The sequence below is a fragment of the Winogradskya humida genome, assembly GCF_016862215.1.
In the GTDB taxonomy this organism is placed as follows: domain Bacteria; phylum Actinomycetota; class Actinomycetes; order Mycobacteriales; family Micromonosporaceae; genus Actinoplanes; species Actinoplanes humidus.
This window is the reverse complement of the sequence record NZ_BOMN01000008.1, coordinates 1-19,051: the sequence shown is the minus strand read 5'-3', so window position 1 is coordinate 19,051 and position 19,051 is coordinate 1. Positions and strand designations below refer to the sequence as shown.

At 69.5% G+C, this 19,051-nt stretch carries 16 protein-coding genes and 1 pseudogene; 9 read left to right on the top strand and 8 right to left on the bottom strand.

Going from position 1 to position 19,051, the window contains the following annotated elements:
• The first annotated feature begins 188 nt into the window (after nt 1-188).
• A complete protein-coding gene (locus Ahu01nite_RS02205; protein ID WP_203834650.1) occupies nt 189-407 on the top strand; it encodes a hypothetical protein in 219 nt (72 codons plus the stop codon).
• 398 nt (nt 408-805) lie between these two features.
• On the opposite strand, the gene Ahu01nite_RS02200 is transcribed toward Ahu01nite_RS02205, so the two are convergent.
• Entirely contained in the window at nt 806-2,140 is a 1,335-nt protein-coding gene (locus Ahu01nite_RS02200; protein ID WP_203834649.1) for an AAA family ATPase, read from the bottom strand.
• Nucleotides 2,141-2,558: 418 nt separating this feature from the next.
• Here Ahu01nite_RS02200 and Ahu01nite_RS02195 point away from each other — a divergent pair, with 418 nt between their 5' ends.
• Nucleotides 2,559-3,407 (top strand): alpha/beta hydrolase family protein, encoded by an 849-nt coding sequence (locus tag Ahu01nite_RS02195; RefSeq protein ID WP_203834648.1) that lies wholly within the window; start codon nt 2,559-2,561, stop codon nt 3,405-3,407.
• A 15-nt stretch (nt 3,408-3,422) separates the two neighbouring features.
• On the opposite strand, the gene Ahu01nite_RS02190 is transcribed toward Ahu01nite_RS02195, so the two are convergent.
• Nucleotides 3,423-4,037, bottom strand: coding sequence for a TIGR03085 family metal-binding protein (locus tag Ahu01nite_RS02190; RefSeq protein ID WP_203834647.1), 615 nt, complete (start codon nt 4,035-4,037; stop codon nt 3,423-3,425).
• Between the two features lie 173 nt (nt 4,038-4,210).
• On the opposite strand from Ahu01nite_RS02190, the gene Ahu01nite_RS02185 reads away from it, so the two are divergent.
• Nucleotides 4,211-5,998, top strand: coding sequence for an ABC transporter ATP-binding protein (locus tag Ahu01nite_RS02185; RefSeq protein WP_203834646.1), 1,788 nt, complete (start codon nt 4,211-4,213; stop codon nt 5,996-5,998).
• An 82-nt stretch (nt 5,999-6,080) separates the two neighbouring features.
• A complete protein-coding gene (locus Ahu01nite_RS02180) occupies nt 6,081-7,826 on the top strand; it encodes an ABC transporter ATP-binding protein (protein WP_203834699.1) in 1,746 nt (581 codons plus the stop codon).
• 84 nt (nt 7,827-7,910) lie between these two features.
• Here the strand turns inward: Ahu01nite_RS02180 and rpsD are convergent, their stop codons facing one another.
• Nucleotides 7,911-8,519 carry a 30S ribosomal protein S4 gene (rpsD, locus tag Ahu01nite_RS02175; protein ID WP_203834645.1) on the bottom strand — a complete coding sequence of 203 codons (609 nt, stop codon included), beginning with the start codon at nt 8,517-8,519 and terminating at the stop codon, nt 7,911-7,913.
• Between the two features lie 86 nt (nt 8,520-8,605).
• Between rpsD and Ahu01nite_RS02170 the strand changes: the two genes are divergently transcribed.
• A complete protein-coding gene (locus Ahu01nite_RS02170) occupies nt 8,606-9,349 on the top strand; it encodes a DUF2470 domain-containing protein (RefSeq protein WP_203834644.1) in 744 nt (247 codons plus the stop codon).
• A gap of 6 nt (nt 9,350-9,355) precedes the next feature.
• Here Ahu01nite_RS02170 and Ahu01nite_RS02165 read toward each other — a convergent pair whose 3' ends face one another.
• Genes Ahu01nite_RS02165 through Ahu01nite_RS02155 form a run of 3 tightly spaced genes read right to left on the bottom strand, consistent with a single transcriptional unit; the run spans nt 9,356 to nt 11,349 of the window.
• Nucleotides 9,356-9,946: a TetR/AcrR family transcriptional regulator gene (locus Ahu01nite_RS02165; protein WP_203834643.1), complete on the bottom strand. Its 591-nt coding sequence runs from the start codon at nt 9,944-9,946 to the stop codon at nt 9,356-9,358.
• A complete protein-coding gene (locus Ahu01nite_RS02160) occupies nt 9,947-10,639 on the bottom strand; it encodes an ABC transporter permease (protein ID WP_203834642.1) in 693 nt (230 codons plus the stop codon).
• Nucleotides 10,636-11,349 (bottom strand): ABC transporter ATP-binding protein, encoded by a 714-nt coding sequence (locus Ahu01nite_RS02155; protein WP_203834641.1) that lies wholly within the window; start codon nt 11,347-11,349, stop codon nt 10,636-10,638. The genes Ahu01nite_RS02160 and Ahu01nite_RS02155 overlap by 4 nt, the downstream gene beginning before the upstream one ends.
• Before the next feature lie 136 nt (nt 11,350-11,485).
• On the opposite strand from Ahu01nite_RS02155, the pseudogene Ahu01nite_RS02150 reads away from it, so the two are divergent.
• Nucleotides 11,486-11,746, top strand: a pseudogene (locus Ahu01nite_RS02150) (dihydrofolate reductase family protein); the annotation flags it as partial.
• Here Ahu01nite_RS02150 and Ahu01nite_RS02145 read toward each other — a convergent pair.
• Both Ahu01nite_RS02145 and Ahu01nite_RS02140 read right to left on the bottom strand, forming a co-directional pair.
• Nucleotides 11,737-12,177, bottom strand: coding sequence for a hypothetical protein (locus Ahu01nite_RS02145; RefSeq protein ID WP_203834640.1), 441 nt, complete (start codon nt 12,175-12,177; stop codon nt 11,737-11,739). The pseudogene Ahu01nite_RS02150 and the gene Ahu01nite_RS02145 sit on opposite strands and share 10 nt — an antisense overlap.
• The gene (locus tag Ahu01nite_RS02140) at nt 12,167-14,761 is read right to left on the bottom strand and encodes a hypothetical protein (protein WP_203834639.1); all 2,595 of its coding nucleotides are present in this window, start codon (nt 14,759-14,761) and stop codon (nt 12,167-12,169) included. Before Ahu01nite_RS02140 ends, Ahu01nite_RS02145 begins: the two co-directional genes overlap by 11 nt.
• Before the next feature lie 1,745 nt (nt 14,762-16,506).
• Here Ahu01nite_RS02140 and hisI point away from each other — a divergent pair.
• The 3 genes from hisI to Ahu01nite_RS02125 are packed head-to-tail and all read left to right on the top strand — an operon-like array spanning nt 16,507 to nt 19,041.
• Nucleotides 16,507-16,896, top strand: coding sequence for a phosphoribosyl-AMP cyclohydrolase (gene hisI / locus Ahu01nite_RS02135; protein WP_239158568.1), 390 nt, complete (start codon nt 16,507-16,509; stop codon nt 16,894-16,896).
• On the top strand, nt 16,893-18,434 hold the full coding sequence (locus tag Ahu01nite_RS02130) for an anthranilate synthase component I (protein ID WP_203834637.1): 1,542 nt from the start codon (nt 16,893-16,895) through the stop codon (nt 18,432-18,434). Before hisI ends, Ahu01nite_RS02130 begins: the two co-directional genes overlap by 4 nt.
• A 46-nt stretch (nt 18,435-18,480) precedes the next feature.
• A complete protein-coding gene (locus tag Ahu01nite_RS02125; protein WP_239158562.1) occupies nt 18,481-19,041 on the top strand; it encodes a Trp biosynthesis-associated membrane protein in 561 nt (186 codons plus the stop codon).
• The last annotated feature ends 10 nt before the right edge of the window (nt 19,042-19,051 follow it).

Sequence of the window (19,051 nt, the reverse complement as noted above, 5' to 3'; positions counted from 1 at the left end):
CCCGGGTCGCTTGCAAGCAGAGGCGGGTCCCGGGGCGTACGCCCCAAGAATACCAGCGCTGCCGTCACAGCTTTGCTTAATAGGTTGCAGATCGGAAAAATCATTCGCAGGACAGGAACGTTGTACGCGCCATAGGCGGCTATCTCCGCTGCTACGCCCTTCAGATGCAAGCGCCCAGCGCTGACGTCGTGGGCGAAGTGGTGAAAGGCATCGACAATCGGCAGAAACCGGAGATCTTCGACGTCGTCCATGTCGAGGCGGTCCTTGCTGCCGGCGGCTTGTCCAAAGATCCTGATCACGCCGCGCCACGATCGATACCGTGCCTCAATCAACTCGCTCCGGTCGTTGAGTTTGAGCACAGCGATAGTTTCCGTGCCCCGCTCCGTCAGTTCGATGTACTCACCTGATGCCGCGAGAGTCATGTGGTGAGCTGAATCGTCGACGGTGGGGTCGAGCAACAGCGGGTGCCCAGCCGGGTCAAGCGGAAAGGCTTCCCTCTTGGCCTGCTGGTTGCAGTAGCCGCAGGCAAGAAGGTGGTTCCGCCACTCGAAGGTGAGCAAGGGATCCCTGGCCATAGGGACAAAGTGGTCAACGTCAGTGCCACGGCTCTCGTGGCAGTACATGCAGAACGCCGGTCGCGCACACATGCCTGTGAGTTCCGCCTTCAGTGCTCGGCGGGTCTGCCCTGAGCCGGTCCAGCTGGCGCGAGCCTTCTCACGTTTGTTCGTGCTTGCCGCGATCTCCCTTGTTCTTGCGCTCAGAGAGGCAAGCAGATCCGCAGGCAGTGGGCGGCGAGCGACGGGGATCAACTGCCGTCTCCCAGCACGTCCCGCACCCGGCTGCTGGGCGAGGGCGATAGCTCCTCGGCCAGTTCTGCGAGGCGCCGCAGGTCTTCGGGGCTTGCCTGCTCGCGGATGGCGAGGCGCTCCAAGTTGGTCAAAGCCTTCCGCAAGGAATCGACTCGTTCTGAATATGGTGAGTCCAGCCCGAAAAGCTCCGTGAGTACCGCGTCGTCGCCGCTTCCGTTCACTACTCGGCGGAAGAGGTCCTCGCCGGCGACGCGGGGTGGGAATTCATCGTTCGGGCCGGGAAGCTGTATGAGGCCACCGGGCGAAGCGCTCTGGCAGATGTAAGGGCTGTGACTCGTGACGATGAACTGGACGTTGGGAAAGTGCGCGAGCAGCCACGGAGCGATCCGTTTCTGCCAGGACACGTGCAGATGGACATCGATCTCGTCGATGAGAACGATCCCTGCGGCCTCGATCACTGGGCTGCCGTCCGCGGCCCAGTCGATGTGCCCTTCAAAGCAGTCGTTGATCTGCCGGACAATATCGGTGACCAGGGCCGTCACTGTTCGGTAGCCGTCACTCAGCTCTTCGATCCTGATAGCCGGGCTGGTCCCAGGACTCCGCCGGATCCAGAGGCCGTCCGGATCGACCCGGTCTATCTGGAAACCGTCCGGCAGGAGACCGTCGTTCAGCATACCGACGACGTGCTCTTCCAGCTCAGCATAGTTTTGGCGGCCCGAGGCGGCACGATAGTTGACCTGCTGTAGCCACTGCACAGTCTCCGCCAGCGACGCCTCCTCGCGGAACAGCGTGGCGAAGCGCGCCACGGTCCAGTCGCCTGCCATCAAGCGTGCGACTTCGCCGCTCGTGCCGGCCAAACGCCGGAACGGGCCGTAACCCGCAGCGAAGAATCCGGTCGGCTTGGGCGACCACAGGGACGTCGAGGCATCTTGCTGAATCGGGGGCTGGGGCTGAGGGCGAGATCGAGCTCCTTCGGTCCGCTCCCAGGACAGCTGGGCGGGAAAGACGCTAGCTTGTGGGCGAGCAGCCCCGAAGCTCGAAGCGCTGATGGTTAGCGCGATGGTGGCCTCGACGGCGGCCGCTGAAGTCCCGTGGCTTATCCACTCGCGCTCGGTTTCAGTAAGAGTGTTCGCTACTTCGGGGCCAGCCAGCACGGCAGCAATGGCGCGGAGCAGCGTTGTCTTCCCTGACCCATTGCGTCCAGCAATAACTACCATGCCCCGATACCTGTCGACGACCTCGCCGGCGGGTCTGAGTTCCAAATCGAGGTCCACCTCGCGCCGACCGTGGAAGCCGCGCACTCCGCTTACGCGCAAGCGGTGGAGATACATGGACTGATGCCTCCGTGTGATGCTGGCAGCTGGTTGCTGGAGCAACCTTACGTTCGGTCACATTAGTCGTCGCTAGGCTTCGGCGGCGTCATCTACGCGGTGACGTGGTTGGCGGGATGCCGGGGCGTGACTACGAGTTGGCGATAGTCTAACGTCCACTAGTCTCAAGTCAACCTGGATGTAGCCTGCGTCGCAGCATGCGGAAGGCCAGCCGGGGCCTGAAAATGCTTTACCCCGGGCCGCATGTGAGCAGAGGCGGGTCCCGGGGCGTTCACCGAAGAGACTACCGCATTGGATACCGGGTCGGAAGGAGATGGTGTCCTCGGTCGTAGGTTGCCGCGAGGGGGTGTGGTGTGGGCCACTGGATGATCACTTTCTTCTAGGTACCTACTGTCTTTTGGTTAGTAGCGTCGGGGGCATGAGTGAAGTTGTTTCTGTGAAGCCTGTTGTTCTTGCGGCGCCGGGGCGGGGTGGGGATCTGCGGGTGCGGATTTCGGTGCCGGTGGGTGGGGGCGCGTTGCCGTTGATTGTTTTTTCGCACGGGTATGGGTCCTCGTTGGAGGGTTATGGGCCGTTGGCGGATTATTGGGCGGCGCAGGGGTTTGTTGTTGTTCAGCCCACGCATCTTGACTCGCGGACCGTGGGGCTTGCGCCGGATGATCCGCGTGCGCCGGAGATCTGGCGATTCCGGGTTCGGGATCTGAAGCTTATTCTGGATCGGCTCGATGAGCTGGAGGAGAGGGTTCCGGGGCGGGTTGATCGTGAGCGGATCGCGGTGGCGGGGCATTCGTTCGGCGGGCAGACGGCGGGGAATCTGCTGGGGCTGCGGGTGCGGGGTGGCGAGGACAATCGTGATGAGCGGGTCAAGGCCGGTGTGTTGCTTGCTACCGCGGGGAATGGTGGGGCGGATCTGACGCCGTTTGCCGCTGAGCATTTCCCGTTCATGAATCCGGATTTTGCGGGCATGGAGACGCCGGCGCTGGTGGTGGTGGGTGACAAGGATGATTCGCCGTTGTCTCACCGGGGTCCGGAATGGATGGCCGATCCTTACCGGCTCAGTCCGGGGCGCAAGAGCTTGCTGACCGTCTTCGGGGCGGAGCATTCGCTCGGCGGGATCGTCGGTTATGAGGCCGCGGAGACGACCGACGAGAGCCCGGAGCGGGTTGCGCTGATCCAGCGGGTCACGACGGCGTATCTGCGTAATGCGTTCTACTCGGAGGATCTCGCCGAGGTGGATGCGGGGCTGGGGCGCGTCGAGTCCAAGTAGCGGCAGGAAGGCCGATCAGTGGCTGAGGTCGGCGGTGCGGATGCTTTCGTCGCCGGTGATGTCGATGCGGGCGTGGGGCTGGCGGCCGGAGAGGAAGAGGACCAGCTCGGCGGGCGGGCCGATGAGGGTGGCGGCCGGGGTGCCGTCGCCGACCTGGAAGACGCCGAAGCCGGGGGACTCGACGCGGATCGGCTTGTGTTTGCGCAGGACCATGCGGGAGGTGAGCTTGGCGGCCTTCCACAGCGAGCCCTGGTGCTCGGGGGTGAGGTCGCGGGGCTCCCAGCCGGGCTGGGCGCGGCGGACGTCCTCGTGGTGGATGAAGAACTCGATGCCGTTGGCCAGTTCGTCGGTGACCGGGTTGCTCACCATGCTCCACCAGGGCGGGGTGCGCAGCTCCGCGATGATCTCGTCGTACGGCCGGGTCGCGGTCTGTTTGCGGATGTGCTCGCCGTGCCCGGCCAGCGGGGTGATGAAGTTGCCGGCGATGGCGTCGGGGCGGCGCTCGCGGACCACCAGGTGGGCGGCGAGGTCGCGGGTGTCCCAGCCGGTGCAGCACGTCGGGGCGTCCGGGCCGATCTCGGTGAGGAGGTCGGCGAGCAGTCGGCGTTCGGCGCGCGCGTGGTCGGTCATGTTCATGATCCTAGATCCATGTGACCCAACTCGCGCGGGCCACGTGGCGCGGGGCAGCGCAACGGTGTAATCGTGGACACAATGTAAATCCCGTGGCTTAACACGGGCGGTTGGGCAGGATAGACCGGTAAGGCCGGTTCGGCCGGCAGGGACTTACCCAGGGCGGGAAATCTGTGACCACGAGGGCCAGCCAGGACGTGCTGGGCCGGGGCCTTCGTGTCCTGCGCCAGGCGATCCGCACGGAGCCCCGGCTCTTCACCATCGGCGTTGCCGGCAGCAGCATGTTCGGCCTGCTGGTGATCGCCAACTCCTACGTCGTCGGCGCGGTCATCGGCCGGGTGGTGGTGCCGGCGTTCAGCGAGCACCGGGCGGGCGCGCGGGAGCTGGCGCTGATCGCGGTGACGTTCATCGGGATCTCGCTGCTGCGGGTCGCGAGCATCTACGGGCGCCGGCTGGGTGCAGGGTTCATGCAGTTCCGGCTGCAGGCCCGCTATCGCAGTGCGGTCACGCGGCGTTACCTGGCGCTCCCGCCCGCGTGGCATCAGCGGCACGCCACCGGCACCCTGCTGTCGAATGCCAACTCCGACGTCGAGGCCGCGTTCGCGCCGATCGCGCCGTTGCCGTTCGCGGTCGGCACGGTCGTGATGATCCTGGCCGCGGTGGTCTCGCTCTTCGTCGTCGACTGGGTGCTCGCGCTGATCGGCGTGCTGCTCTTCCCCGCCCTCTTCCTGCTCAATCTGGCCTATTCGCGCAGCATGTCGCCCCGGCAGATCCGGGCGCAGCAGCTGCGCGGCAAGGTCAGCGCGGTCGCGCACGAGAGCTTCGACGGCGCCCTGGTGGTCAAGACCATGGGTCGCGAGGCCGACGAGTCGCGGCGGTTCCGGGTGCACGTCAGCGAGCTGCGGGACGCGCTGATCTCCGTGGGCAGGCTGCGGGGCCTGTTCGACCCGCTGCTCGACGCGCTACCCAGCATCGGCACCCTCGCGGTGCTGCTGATCGGCGCGTGGCGGCTGCAGCAGGGCGCGATCACCGTGTCCGAGCTGGTCAGCGTCGCGTTTCTGTTCACCGTGCTGGCCTTCCCGGTGCGGGCGATCGGCTGGCTGATCGGCGAGCTGCCGCGCAGCGTCGCCGGGTGGGAACGGGTCCAGGCCGTTCTCGGCGCGAGCGGCGACCTCGCCTACGGCGACGCCGGAAACCCCGGGACCGGCCCGGCCACCCTGCACTTCGACCAGGTCTCCTTTGCGTACGCGGGGAGCGCCGACGTTCTCCACGACATCACTTTCACCGTGCCCGCGGGGCAGACAGTCGCACTGGTGGGCGCCACCGGCTCCGGCAAGTCCACGATCGCGTCCCTGGCCGTGCGCCTGGTCGACCCGGCGAGCGGTCACGTGTCGGTGGACGGCGTGCCACTGCCCGAGCTCAGCGGCGCCGCCCTCGCGCGCACGTCCGCGCTGGTCCCGCAGGTGCCGTTCGTGTTCGACGACACCGTCCGCGGCAACGTGACCCTCGACCGCGAGGACATCGACGACGACGCGGCGCACCGTGCGCTTCGGCTCGCCGAGGCCGAGGGCTTTGTCAGCAAACTGCCCGACGGGCTCGACACCGCGGTCGGCGAGCGGGGCACCTCGCTCTCCGGCGGCCAGCGTCAGCGGATCACCCTGGCCCGCGCGCTGGCCGGGCGGCCCCGGCTGCTCGTGCTCGACGACGCGACCAGCGCAGTCGACCCGCGCGTCGAGGCAGCCATCCTCGCGTCGCTGCGGGGACACGACGCCGGCGCGTCGATCCTGGTCGTCGCCTACCGGCGGGCCACGATCGCGCTCGCCGACTCGGTGGTCTACCTGGAGGACGGCAAGGTCGTCGCCACGGGGACACACGCCGAGCTCATGGCCTCGGAGCCAGGCTATCTGGGGCTCGTCACCGCGTACGAGAAAAAAGAGCTGGTAGAGGAAGTCCCGTCATGACCGACTGCACCGCAGCGAAGCAAGGGCCAGGAGGGCATGACAAGGTGAGCGCAGCGTGACCACGGCCGTCGTTGAAGAGGGCATGCTCGCGACCGTGCGGCGCGGGGTGGCGCTGTCGCCCGAGTTGCGGCCCGGGCTGGCCGGCACGCTGGTGCTCGCGTTCGTCTCGATGGCCGGGCGGGTCGCCGTGCCGATCGCCATCCAGCAGGGCATCGACCGGGGCATCCGCGCGCCCGGCGGCCCGCACCTGGGCACCATCACGGTGATCGTGCTGCTCACGCTGGCGCTGCTCGCGGTCTCCACGCTCGCCGGTTACTGGATGACGCGCCGGCTGTTCACGGTGAGCGAGACCGCGCTGGCCGCGCTGCGTACCCGTACGTTCCGGCACATCCACGATCTCTCGATGCTGCACCAGCAGTCGGAGCGGCGCGGGTCGCTGACCTCGCGGGTCACCGGCGACGTCGACCAGATCACCCAGTTCCTGCAGACCGGCGGCGTGATGCTGCTGATGACCAGCGGCCAGCTCGTGGTCACCACGATCGTCATGCTGGTCTACTCGTGGCAGCTCACCCTCGTGGTCTTCGCCGCGTTCGTGCCCGCCGTGATCGTGATCCGGCTCTTCCAGAAGCGGCTCGCAGGCGTCTACCGGATCGTCCGCGAGCGCACCGGCGTCATGCTGGGTGCGGTCGCCGAGAGCGTGGTCGGTGCCACGGTGATCCGGGCCTACGGCGTGGCCGGGCGCACCGAGAAGCGGCTCGACACCGCGATCGTCGACCTGCGGTCGGCGCAGCAGCGCGCACTGCGTACCAGTGTCACCAGCTTCTCCACCGGGGAGATCGCCGCCGGGCTCGCGTTGTCGGCCGTGGTTGTCGTCGGGGTGCTGCTGGGCGTGGACGGCGGGCTGACCGTCGGCAAGCTGACGGCGTTCCTGTTCCTGGTCACGCTGTTCATCCAGCCGGTGCAGATCGCCACCGAGGTGCTCAACGAGGCGCAGAACGCGGTCGCCGGCTGGCGGCGCGTGCTCGACGTGCTCGACATCGACCCGGACGTCGCCGACCCCGACCAGAACGGCGTCGGGCTGCCGCCGGGCCCGCTGTCGGTGCGCTTCGCCGACGTCTCCTACCGCTACCCGGGCGGCCCGGTCGTGCTCTCCGGCGTGGACCTGGAGATTCCCGCGCGCACCAAGGTCGCGGTGGTCGGCGAGACCGGCAGCGGCAAGACCACGTTCGCCAAGCTGCTCACCCGGCTCATGGACCCGGCCGGCGGCGAGGTGCTGCTCGGCGGCACGCCACTGACGACCGTACGGTTCGACTCGCTGCGGTCGCGGGTCGTCATGGTCCCGCAGGACGGCTTCCTGTTCGACGCGACCGTCGCCGAGAACATCCGCTTCGCGCGTCCGGAGCTCAGCGACGACGAGCTCGAGCTGGCGTTTGTCGAGCTGGGGCTCGGGGACTGGCTCGCCGGGTTGCCGCAGCGGCTCGACACGCCGGTGGGGGAGCGCGGGGAGGCGTTGAGCGTGGGCGAAAGGCAGCTGGTCGCGCTCGTCCGGGCGTACGTTGCGGATCCTGATCTTCTTGTTCTTGACGAGGCCACGAGTGCCGTCGACCCTGCCACCGAGGTGCGGCTGCAACACGCCCTCGACGCGGTGACGCGGGGGCGCACGACCGTGGCCATCGCGCACCGGCTCTCCACCGCGGAGTCAGCCGATGAGGTGATCGTGGTGGACGCCGGGCGTGTCGTGCAGCGGGGGCCCCACTCTCTTTTGGTCGCGCAGGAGGGCTCTATCTACGCCAGCTTGTACGCCAGCTGGTTGGAGCAGACGCGCTGAAGGCCCCTTTCAACGCGTTGAGGACTCGGCACGCCGTTGTGCCGAGCCTTCAACCATTAAAGAGGGGCCCTCAACAGATTGCGATCAGCGCGCGTAGAACTCGACGACGAGCTGCTCGTCACAGATGACCGGGACCTCGGAGCGCAGCGGCTTGCGGATCACGGTCGTGCGCAGGTCCTCGACCACGGTGGAGAGGTACGGCGCGGTCGGGCCGTCCAGGTGCGCGCCGGTGGCAGCGATCTGGAACGGCGGCTTCTGCCGGCTGCTCTCGCGGACCTCGACGACCTGACCGGGCTTGAGCCGGTACGACGGGCGGTCGACCTTCTTGCCGTCCACGGTGAAGTGACCGTGCGCGACGAGCTGGCGGGCCTGGTAGATCGTGCGGGCCAGACCGGCGCGCTGGACGGTCGCGTCGAGACGGCTCTCCAGATACGCGACCAGGTTCTCGCCGGTCTTGCCCTCCTTGCGCTGCGCCTCGTCGTACGCCGCCCGCATCTGGGTCTCGCTGATGTTGTACTGGTGCCGCAGGCGCTGCTTCTCGAGCAGTCGCACCTGGTAGTCCGACGCCTTACGCCGGCCACGTCCGTGCACGCCGGGCGGGAACGGGCGCCGCTCGAAGTACTTGACGCACTTACGGGTGAGTGGAATGCCGAGAGCCCGCGACAGCCGGGCCTTGGGTCGGGAGTTGTTCACGGGCGATCTTCATTCCTCCGGGACGGGTGTTACGGTTAGCCTTGCCTTACTAAGGTAAGGCTAACCGATGCCCGGAGGATCCTGACATGCAGCCCACCCATGCCGAGGTCGCGCGAACCCTTGCGGCCGGCCATCTGCCCGCCACCGCGCACATCGCCTGCCGCCCGGGACCGCACCCCGTGCGGCACGTGACCGACGCCCAGGGCCGGGTGCTGCTGCTCTCGCCCAGCGATGGTGCGCTGACCGCGGCACTGCGCCCCGGACCCGATGTGGATGACACCGCGCTGGTCCTCGATATTTCCGATGTGCCAGCGGTCACCGGGGCACCGCCGCTCGGCCGCATCTGGGTCGCCGGCTGGGCCACCCGCCTCGAGGGTGCCGAGGCCCGCCAGGCGGCACTCGACTACGCCGAGACCGACCCGGCCACGGACCTGCTCGACGTCGGGGACACCCAGGTCATCCATCGCATGGACGTGGCCGAGGTGCGCTACGAACGCAACAACGTGCTCGTGGACGTCGACCCCGACGAGTACGCCGAAGCCCTGCCGGACCCGCTGCGCGCGATCGAGTTCGACCTGATCGCCGACCTCTCCGACCACCACGTCGCGGAGATGTCCGACTACGTGCGGCGTCAGCTCGGCCCGGCCGCCCGGCCCGGCGACGACCCCCGCGTGGTCCGCCTCGACCGGTACGGGTTCATGGTCCGGCTCGGCGACCGGCTCGCCCGGCTCGCGTTCCCGCGCCCCGTCACCGACCGTCACGACCTTGCCCACCTGCTGCACCCGGTGCTCTGCCACCGCTGCGGTCACCAGGAGGAAGAGGCCGCCTGACCGGTTCTACAGGTCGCCCGTCAGGTAGCGCTGCACGTTCGGGCCGACAGTGGCTACCAGCTGCTCGGCCGGGGCTGACGCGACCGGCTCCACCTTGAGCACGTAGCGGACCACCGCCAGCCCCGCGATCTGCGTGGCGACCAGCGCGGACCGCAGCGGCGCCTCACGCTCGTCGATCCCGAGCTGCGCGACCGCGCGGCGCAGGATCTGCGTGACCACGAACTCGCGCAGGAGCCGGGCCGCCCACTCGTTGCTCATCGCCGACCGCAGCATGGCCAGCGCCGCCACCCCCGCCGGCGAGTCCCAGACGGACAGGACCAGCCGCACCAGGCGTACGCCGGCCTCGTCCCGGGGCCCGTCAAGCGCCTCGGTGACCAGCGAGCCGGGGTCGACGGGCGCGTCCATGGTCGCCAGGAAGAGCTTCTCCTTGGTGCCGAAATAGTGGTGCACCAGCGCGGGATCCACCTCGGCCTGCGTGGCGATCGCCCGGATCGAACCCTTGTCGAAGCCCTGCTCGGCGAAGACCGTGCGGGCCGACTCCAGGATGGACTGCCGGGTGTCCTGATTGCCGGGGCGCCGGCCACTACGGCGTACCAATCAACCGGTCCTTCTCCTCAGGGTTGCCGCCGCCAGGATGAGGGCGAGGACCGCCGCTCCGGCCACGACCGCGAGGTCGCGCCACACCGTTGCGGCGGCGAGCGCCTTCACGGCATACGTCAGGGGTAGCACGTCCGAAACCGCCTGCAGCCAGCCGGCCATCTCGTCGCGCGGCACGAACAGCCCGCAGAGGAACAACTGCGGGGCGACCACCACCGGGATGAACTGTACGGCCTGGAACTCGGTGCGGGCGAAGGCACTGCACAGCAGCCCGAGCGCCATGCCGAGCACCGCGTCGACAACCGCGACCAGCACGCTGCCCGCCGGCGTCTCGAGACCGAACAGCCAGTGCGCCGCCGCGACCGCGACCAGCGCCTGCACGGCACCGGCCAGCCCGAACGCGAGCCCGTAGCCGAACAGCAGATCCAGCTTGCGAAGCGGCGTGGTGAGCAGCCGTTCGAGGGTGCCGCTGGTGCGCTCCCGCAGCATGGCGATGCTGGTCACGAGGAACATGATCACGAACGGGAACACGCCGAGCATCACCAGGGCCACCCGATCGAACGCCGGCGCCCCGTCGTACATGAAATAGAGCAGGGCCAGCAGGGCCGCGGGGACCACGATCAACAGTCCGACCGTACGCCGATCGTGGCGCAACTGGCGCAGGATCCGTGCTGCCGTGGCGAGGGTGATCATGCGCTTGCCTCCTTGATCAGCGTGAGGAACGCCTGCTCGAGGTCGTCCGTGCCGGCTGCCGCGCGGATCGCCGCGGGCGGGTCATCGGCGACCAGCCTGCCCTCGCGGATGAGGAGCAGGCGGTCGCAGCGGCCGGCTTCGTCCATGACGTGGCTGGAAACGATCAGTGTGGTGCCGGCTGCGGCGAGCGCGTGGAACTGCGCCCACAGATCGGCCCGCAGGATCGGGTCCTGGCCGACGGTCGGCTCGTCCAGCACCAGCAGCTTCGGGTCGCCGATCAGTGCGCAGGCCAGGGAGGCCCGGCTGCGCTGACCGCCGGACAGGTTTCCTGCAAGCTGATTCTTCGCTGTTCCGAGGCCGACGTCCGTGATGGCCCGCTCTGCGTCGGCTGCGGTTCTGTGGTGCAGGGCGGCGAAGTAGCGGGCGTTCTCCAGGACGGACAGGTCGCTGTAGACACTCGGGGCCTGGGTGACGTAGCCGACCGTACGCCTCAGCGCGCTTTCTCCGGCGGGGCTGCCGAGGACGGTGACTGTGCCACTTTTGATCACCTGGACGCCGACTATCGAGCGGATCAGGGTGGTTTTACCGCTGCCGCTGGGCCCGAGCAGGCCCGTGACGCTGCCCGTGGGGATGTCGCAGGTGATGTCGTGCAGGACTGTGCGCTTGCCTCGATCGACGACGAGGTTCCGTACCTCGACAGCGTGGTCCATCGCTCCTCCTGGAATTCATTTGCCGTTGAATTCAACGCTGGATGAATTGTGCGGCACGGTGTCGGTTCTGTCCAAGACTTTCGCCGGGCGGCGTTCTAGCGTGGACTCGCCGAACCGATCCTGAGGGGACTCACCTATGCGCAAGCTGGTCTACACCGGGTTCATGTCGCTCGACGGCGTCGTGGACTCGCCCGGCGGCCCCGGGGAGGGCCATCGCAGCGGCGGGTGGGTGGTCAAGGACCTCGAGTTCGTCCCGGAGGCCGGGTCACTGAAGGGCGAGGAACTCGCCGGCACGACCGCGCTGATGTTCGGCCGGCGCAGCTACGAGGCGTTCGCGGCGGTGTGGCCCGGCTCGGCGGACCACGCCGACTACCAGGAGCTGCTGATCTACGACGTCGGGCGCTGACCGAGGTCGAGGGCGATCGCGCCGCCTGCGCCCTCCCTCAGCTGTCTGACGGTGCGGCCGACGTAGGTGCGCAACGCCCGTGCCAGGTGCGGCTCGTCGAAGTAGCCGAGCTCGGCAACGACGTCAGCGGTCTTGCCGCCGTCGACCAGGGCCGGCGTCGGCACGGCCCGCAGCGAGGTGCCCAGGGCGAACTCGATGCCGGTGAAGGTCGCGCCTTCCGGCACCGGCGCCGTACCCGTCCGGGTCTCGGGGCCGGTGCCGGAGGCGTACGCCCTGCCGTCCCGCTCCCAGAACACCAGGCCCCAGCGCGCCCCGGCGACAGACGTCATCGCCGTGACCTGCTCACTCGTACACGTCCACACGGAGTCGACCCACGGTGAGTCCGACCCGCGCGTCGTGAACACCAACCCCTCAGAGGGCAAGGATCCGCTCGAGGAACTCGGTGTAGCCGCGCATGGCGATCCGCATGCTCTCGGTGTCCGGCGCCGACGTCTCCCGGAGCGGATCAAGCTCATCCCGCTCGGCCAGCATCGACTCGGTCAGCTCATGAACCGCCTCGGTCAGCAGATCCCGGGCCCGCCCCAGCGCCGCCACCGGATCATCCACGAACTGAGCCTTCACCTCGTGCCACTCACCCCGGAACTGCTGCCCGGCCGCGGGATCCCAGAACGAGATCGCACTCTCCCCGACGTCCCCCGGCCTCAACTGCGAGGCAGGCTCCCCGGTGCCCCCGCCGTCAATGGGCTCCGCGATCACCTCGATGACCTCAACGGTCTCGCCGTCGCCGGTGGGGGCTTCAGCCGTGTCGGCCACGCCGGTGATCGTGTCGTCGGTCTCCGGTACTTCGCCGTGCTCGGCTGTTTCCGCTTCCTCGACCGTGCCGGCGGCGTCTGCCAGCTCGCTCACGCCGGTCGGGTCGTCGTTCTCGTCCTTGTCCCCGTCTGCGGGAACAGCTCCCGAAGCCGAGCCGACCGTGGCCTTACCGATCGCGGCTTCATCGGCTTTGTCCGGGGCGGCTTCGGCTGGGGCGGCCTTGTCTGGGGCGGCCTTGTCTGGGAACGCTTTGTCTTCGGCGGCTGTCTCCTGAGCGGCTGCGGGCGGGTCGGCTACGGGGTGGCCGGTTGTGGCTTGTTCGGCTTCGTCGCTCTCCCAGGCGGCCCGCCGGCGCGCCGGCGCGTCATCCGCAGCCCGCCACATGGCCAGGAAATCCGCGGCCGGCTCATCATTGTCACGTCGACGACGCCGCCCACCCGAAGAACTCTCCTGAGGAACAGTCGGCAGATCAGCAAGCGACTCCCGCGCACTTGCCGCACCATCCTCGGCCAGCAAGTTCGCGGGCGTTGCGCTGCTCGCGCCCAGCTGGTCTGCGGGCGTTGCGCTGCTCGCGCTGGGCAGGTCCGCGAAGGTCGGGTCAGGCGCGGCCGAAACCGGCTTGGCGGTGGGGGTCAGCCCTGGGATCGGCCTCGCCGAACCGGTGATTCCAGCCGTGGGGTCGGCGTCCACGGACGGGCGGGGCGCCTCCCAGACCGAAGCCGGTTCCGGTTCGCCGGCCGGCCGGACGGGACCGGGCAACTGATCCGCAGGCGGAGTCAACCCCGGAATGGACCGGGGTGCAGCAGGCGGACCCGACACCGAGCGACTCGCCGAATAGGGCTCCTGAGCTGCGATGCCACCCAAATCACTCGGGTCGGGATGCGTAGCCGTCGAGCCCGTGTAGGTCTGCCCCGTGTAGGTCTGGCCCACGTGCGTCTGGTCCGTGGAGACTTCACCCGTCGGCGTCTGCACGACCGCGGCATCGCCCGGGGGCGTTTCACCCTGCGGCGCCTGGACCTGCGGCGCCTGGACCTGCGGCGTCTGGATCTGCGGCGTCTGGATCTGCGGCGTGTGGGCTGGTGGGGCGGTGATCGGGCGGGCTGGGGTGTCCGGGGTGAAGGGGTTGTGGCCGTAGTAGATGGGGCGGGGCTCCACCGGGCGGTCTTCGGGGTGCGAGATCGGGGCGGCGGGCGGTGGGGGTTCGTCGGGTGTGGCGGCGAGGTTTTCGCGCGCGGCGTAGGTGCCGGTCTGCTGCGGGGTGGCCTCGGGCCGGGAGGTGGCCGGGCTGGTCTCGCCGGCTTGGGTGGTCCCGCCCATCTGACCGGTCTGGCCGGCTGGGATGGACTGGCCAGATGGGGTGGACTGGCCAGATGGGGTGGACTGGCCAGATGGGGTGGTTGGGGAGTTCGGCCAGGTGGGGACGTCGGTGAGGTCGTCGGGGGTGCGCTGGCGGCGGCGCCCGACTGTCTCGGTGGGGTCCGGGTCGGGTTGGTAGGCGCGGTTGCGGCCGGTGAGGCGTTCGCCGTAGAGGTCGTCGCTGCTGGGGGTGAGGGTGTCGGGGCCCAAGAAGTCGCCGGTCAGGGGGTCGCCGGTGGGCAGGGGGGAGTCCGGGGACAACGGGTCGTCGCTGGTGAACGGGGTGCTACGGCCGGTCAGGCTTTCGCCGTAGAGGTCGTTGTCCGGGTCTCTGCCGAAGGTGGCTTCCCCGTAGGAGAGAGCGGCGTCCGGGGTGTGGTCCTCGGGGCTGCTCGCTGCGGGTACGGCGTCCGGGTCCGTGGCCGGGGGCTCGGGGACCGGGGGGTTGCCGGGGATCGCGAAGGGTGAGGGGGCGTACAGCGGCGGGGTTTCCGGGGGTGGCGGGGTGAAGGGGGAGCGGGACATCGCCAGCGGGTTGGTGCGCGGCTGAGGCCGGGGGTCCGGCTCAGGGGCGCTGCCGTTGCGCGGCGAGGTGTCGCCGTGGCTGTGGCCGTTCACGCGGTGTCCGTTGGTCTCCAAGGGTGGGAAGCCTCCCTGGTCGTTCCATCCGTTGACAGCCCCGCCGGGCAGACCGTCCACCGGCCTGCGCGAACCGAGCGCCACCATTTCCGTGTCGCCGTTGCCTGCTGCGTTCTCCTGCTGCTCCGATTCTTCCTCGGATGCGGTGTCACCCGGGATCAGTGGCCCACCCGCTGTGGGCGAGGCGGCTTTCCGCACGTCGTCCCGGTCCGCGTCGTCTGAAGTGGGTGATTTGTCCGAAGTGGGCGTGGCCGATGGCTCGGGTGCCGCGTTGGAGGATGTGGCGCCAGCCGCCCACGGCGTACCCGGTGACCAAGGGGTGTTGCGGGCCGACCACGGCGGAGGGCTGACCGCCCAGGGGGATGGGGTCTGCGCCGGTGGGTCACTGGGCGCCGAGGGAACCGATCGCCCTGCCGCGGGTTCGTCACCCGGCCAGCGGTCACCCGGAGTGTCATCAGCCGGCTGACGTGCTGCGCCGGGGTCGTCAGCGGCTGAGATGTCGCCGGCCTGGCCCTCCGAAGAGCCGGCCCAGCGATCGGAAGAGCCTTCCCAACGATCCGAAGTGCCTTCCCCGCGATCCGAAGTGTCAGCCCAGCCATTCGAAGTGTCAGCCCCGCGATCCGAAGTGTCAGCCCTGCGATCCGAAGTGCCGGCCCAGCCATCCGAAGGAGAGGTGGGCCAGGTGTTCGCGGGTGGTTCTTCGGTGGGGTGGTCTTCTGCGCGGGGTGGGGTGGTGGGTTCGGCTGCGTGGGGGGTGCGGGACGCGGGGCCGAACGTGGCGCGGAAGCGGTCCGAGGGGAACTGGTCGGAGAGGCGGCGCGGCCTGGGTGATTCCTGAGTGGGGGGTGTTTCGGGGGTGTGCAGGGCCGAGCGGAACGGGTCCCGGGGGAGTCGGGGCTGCCCGGGAGTGAACTCGTCCGGGTCTGCCTGGCCGGGAACGAACTGGTCCGGGTTGGCTCGGCCGGGGGTGAGTTGGTCCGGCGTGGCTTGGCCGGAGGTGCGCTGATCGGGGGTGGCCAGGCCGGGGTGCAGCTGGCCGGGGTTGGGCTGACCAGCGGCGGGCTGACCGGCGGCAGGCTGACCGGAAGCGGGCTGGCCAGGGGTGGGCTGACCGAAGGTGGACTGGGAGGGGATGGGCTGGGGTGGGTCCGCTGGGGGGTGGGGTTCGGGGGTGGGGCGGGATTTGGGGCGTTCGAAGGCGGGGAAGGAGCCTGACGGGCCGGGGAGGATGGGGGCCGGGCGGGCTGTTCCGGCGATGCGGGGGAATGCGGCAGGACCTGTTGGGTGGCTGTTGTAAACGCCGGGGCCGGAGACCGGGCCGAGGGCAGCAGGGCCGGTTTCGGGGGCTGCGGGAGGGCCGGCGGCAGGGTCGGCAGCGGCAGCATCAGCCACGGCGGGGCCGGGGTTGGCGGGGGCGGAGACGGGGCGGTCGAAGGCCCATTTGCCGAAACCTGAGGAGCCTGCGGCTGTGGGTAGGGAGCCGGTGTCGCTGCCTGCGTACCAGGGAGAGGTTTCCTCCGGTGCGGGCCTGGCGGCCGGGACTGGAGCTGAGCCCGGCGCGGGCCTGGTGGGCGGGAGCGGAGCTGAGCCCGGTGCGGGCCTGGTGGGCGGGAGCGGAGCTGAGCCCGGGGCGGGCCTGGCGGCCGGGGCGGGTGGGGCGAGGAAGTCCGGGGCCGGCCAGGAGCGGTCGTCGGCGGGCTGGGCGTGCCCGTCGTCGTTGGTGGCCGTCGGGTCCATCTGCTCGTGACTCCCGTCGCGGGGGCGGCGCGGCCGTCGGGGGCGCCGGCGGACACGGGCGCGGGCGCCGGGGGCCGGCGCGGCGCACGACGACGGTACCGTTCCCAGCGCCGGGGTCACACCCCCTGTCCGGGTCCGTGACCGGATCGTGGGTTACGCGACACAGGGTGTGGACGGTCGCCACCTATGCGGGACAATCTGGGACTGTGCCAGTCAGTGACCTCGAGAACCAGCCCGTGCGTCCGTCTTCCCTCGATCCGGCGATTGCCGCCCGTCTCAGTCGGAGCAGCGACGGCCTTGTTGCCGCCATCGTCCGGGAGCATGACAGCGGTGATGTGCTGATGCTCGCGTGGATGGATGACGAAGCTTTGCACCGGACGCTCACGACCGGGCACGCGACGTACTGGTCGCGGAGCCGGCAGGAATATTGGGTGAAGGGTGCTACTTCGGGGCATCACCAGTTCGTGCGGTCGGTGGCGCTCGACTGTGACGGGGATGCGCTGCTGGTGACCGTTGATCAGGTGGGGGCGGCCTGTCACACGGGGACGCACACCTGCTTCTCCAACGAACTCACAGTAACCAAGGAGAACGCGTGACCAGCGGCGCTGTCGTCCCGGACGAGGCGGGTTTTGTCGAGCAGGCCGGGCGGCGCCGGGTGGTTCCGGTGGTGCGGCGGTTGCTGGCTGACGGGGAGACGCCGATCGGGGTCTACCGCAAGCTGGCCGGGGGGCCGGGCACGTTCCTGCTCGAGTCCGCCGAACAGGGGGCCGGGGGTGCGACCTGGTCACGGTATTCGTTCATCGGCGTGCGGAGTGTGGCCACGCTGGTCGAGCGGGACGGGCAGGCGGCGTGGCTGGGGACGCCACCGGTGGGCGTACCAGTCGATGGTGATCCTGTGGTCGCCCTGCGGGAGACTGTTGCGGCCCTGACCACCCCCGATGATCCGGGTACGGGCACCGAGCTGCCGCCGTTGACCGGGGGCATGGTCGGCTATCTGAGCTACGACCTGATCCGCCGGTTCGAGCGGTTGCCCGTCACCGCGACCGATGACGTGCCGCTGCCTGAGCTGGGCATGATGCTCGCGACGGACCTCGTGGTGCTCGATCACTTCGACGGGTCGGCGTTCCTGGTCGCGAACGCGGTGCTGGCCGAGGGTGCGGACAGGGATGCGGCGCTGGCCGCGTACCACCAGGCTGTGGGTCGTCTTGATGCCATGACCAGCTCGCTTTCCAGGCCGACCCCACCGATGATCTCCACCGTGGAACGGGTGGCGGCGGGTGACGTGGTCAGCCGGACGGCGCCGGGTGACTATCAGAAGGCGGTCGAGACGGCGAAGGAGGCGATCCGGGCCGGGGAGTGCTTCCAGATCGTGGTCGCTCAGCGCTTCGAACGGGAGACCGACGCGGACTCGCTGGACGTCTACCGGGTGCTGCGGGCGACGAACCCCAGCCCGTACATGTATCTGTTGCGCTTTGATGATTTTGACATCGTGGGTTCGTCACCCGAGGCGCATCTCAAGGTCACTGCCGACGAGGATGGGGTACGCCGTGCGCTGCTGCACCCCATCGCCGGCACCCGCTGGCGCGGGGCGACCCCGGAGCTGGACAACGCGCTGGCCGCCGAGCTGCTGGCGGACCCGAAGGAGCGCGCCGAGCACGTGATGCTCGTCGACCTGGGGCGTAACGATCTCGGGCGGGTCTGCCGGGCGGGCACTGTCGAGGTGCCGGACTTCGCGCGGATCGAGCGGTACAGCCACGTCATGCACATCGTGTCGACCGTGGTGGGGGAGTTGCGGGACGATCAGACGGCGTTCGACGCGCTCGCCGCGACTTTTCCGGCGGGGACGTTGTCCGGGGCGCCCAAGGTCCGCGCGATGGAGATCATCGAGAGCCTGGAGCCGGTGCGGCGGGGGCTCTACGGGGGCACTGTCGGATATTTCGGATTTGGCGGCGACATGGACATGGCGATTGCGATCCGGACCGCGCTGATGCGGGCGGGTAAGGCCTACGTCGGGGCGGGTGCGGGGATCGTCGCCGACTCCGATCCGGCAGCCGAGGAGCAGGAGACCAGGAACAAGGCCGCCGCGGTACTCGCCGCGATCGCGGCCGCCGAGACCCTGCGCGCGGCCCGATGAGTGGGCGGGCTCGATGAACGCGCGGCCTGACGGAGCGGCGGGTCCGGTGGATGCGCGGCCTGATGGGGCGGCGGGGCCGGGGAAGGGGCGGCGGCTGGCTTTCACCGTGTTGCTCTGTGCGGCGGGGGCCGGGCTGGCGTTGTGGGGGATCACCCGCACCTGGACGATGGCCGTGTCGACGAGCGGCGGGCTGCTCGACCGGAAGCATGAGTTCGACGGGAGTGAGTCGGCGCCGCTGGTGCTGGGGCTGGCGTTGGTCGCGCTGGCCGGTGCCGGGGCGCTGCTCGCGACTCGCGGGGTCGCTCGGCGGGTGCTCGGGGGGTTGCTGGTGCTGGCCGGGGCCGGGATTGCGGTGGCCGCGGTGGCGGGGCGGGCCGGGCTCAGCGGGAGCACGGGATCGGCCACGGTGTGGGCGGTGCTCTGCGCGGTCGGAGGGCTTGTGGTGGTCGCCGGCGGGTGGGAGGCGCTGCGGCACGGTCATGAATGGCCGGGCATGGGTGCTCGCTACGAACGGTCGCCGAAGACCGCGCCCGCCGTGGACGAGAAGGGGACGGTCAACTCACGCGCGGCGTGGGATGCCCTCGACCGCGGGGACGACCCGACGTAGCGTCCGGTCC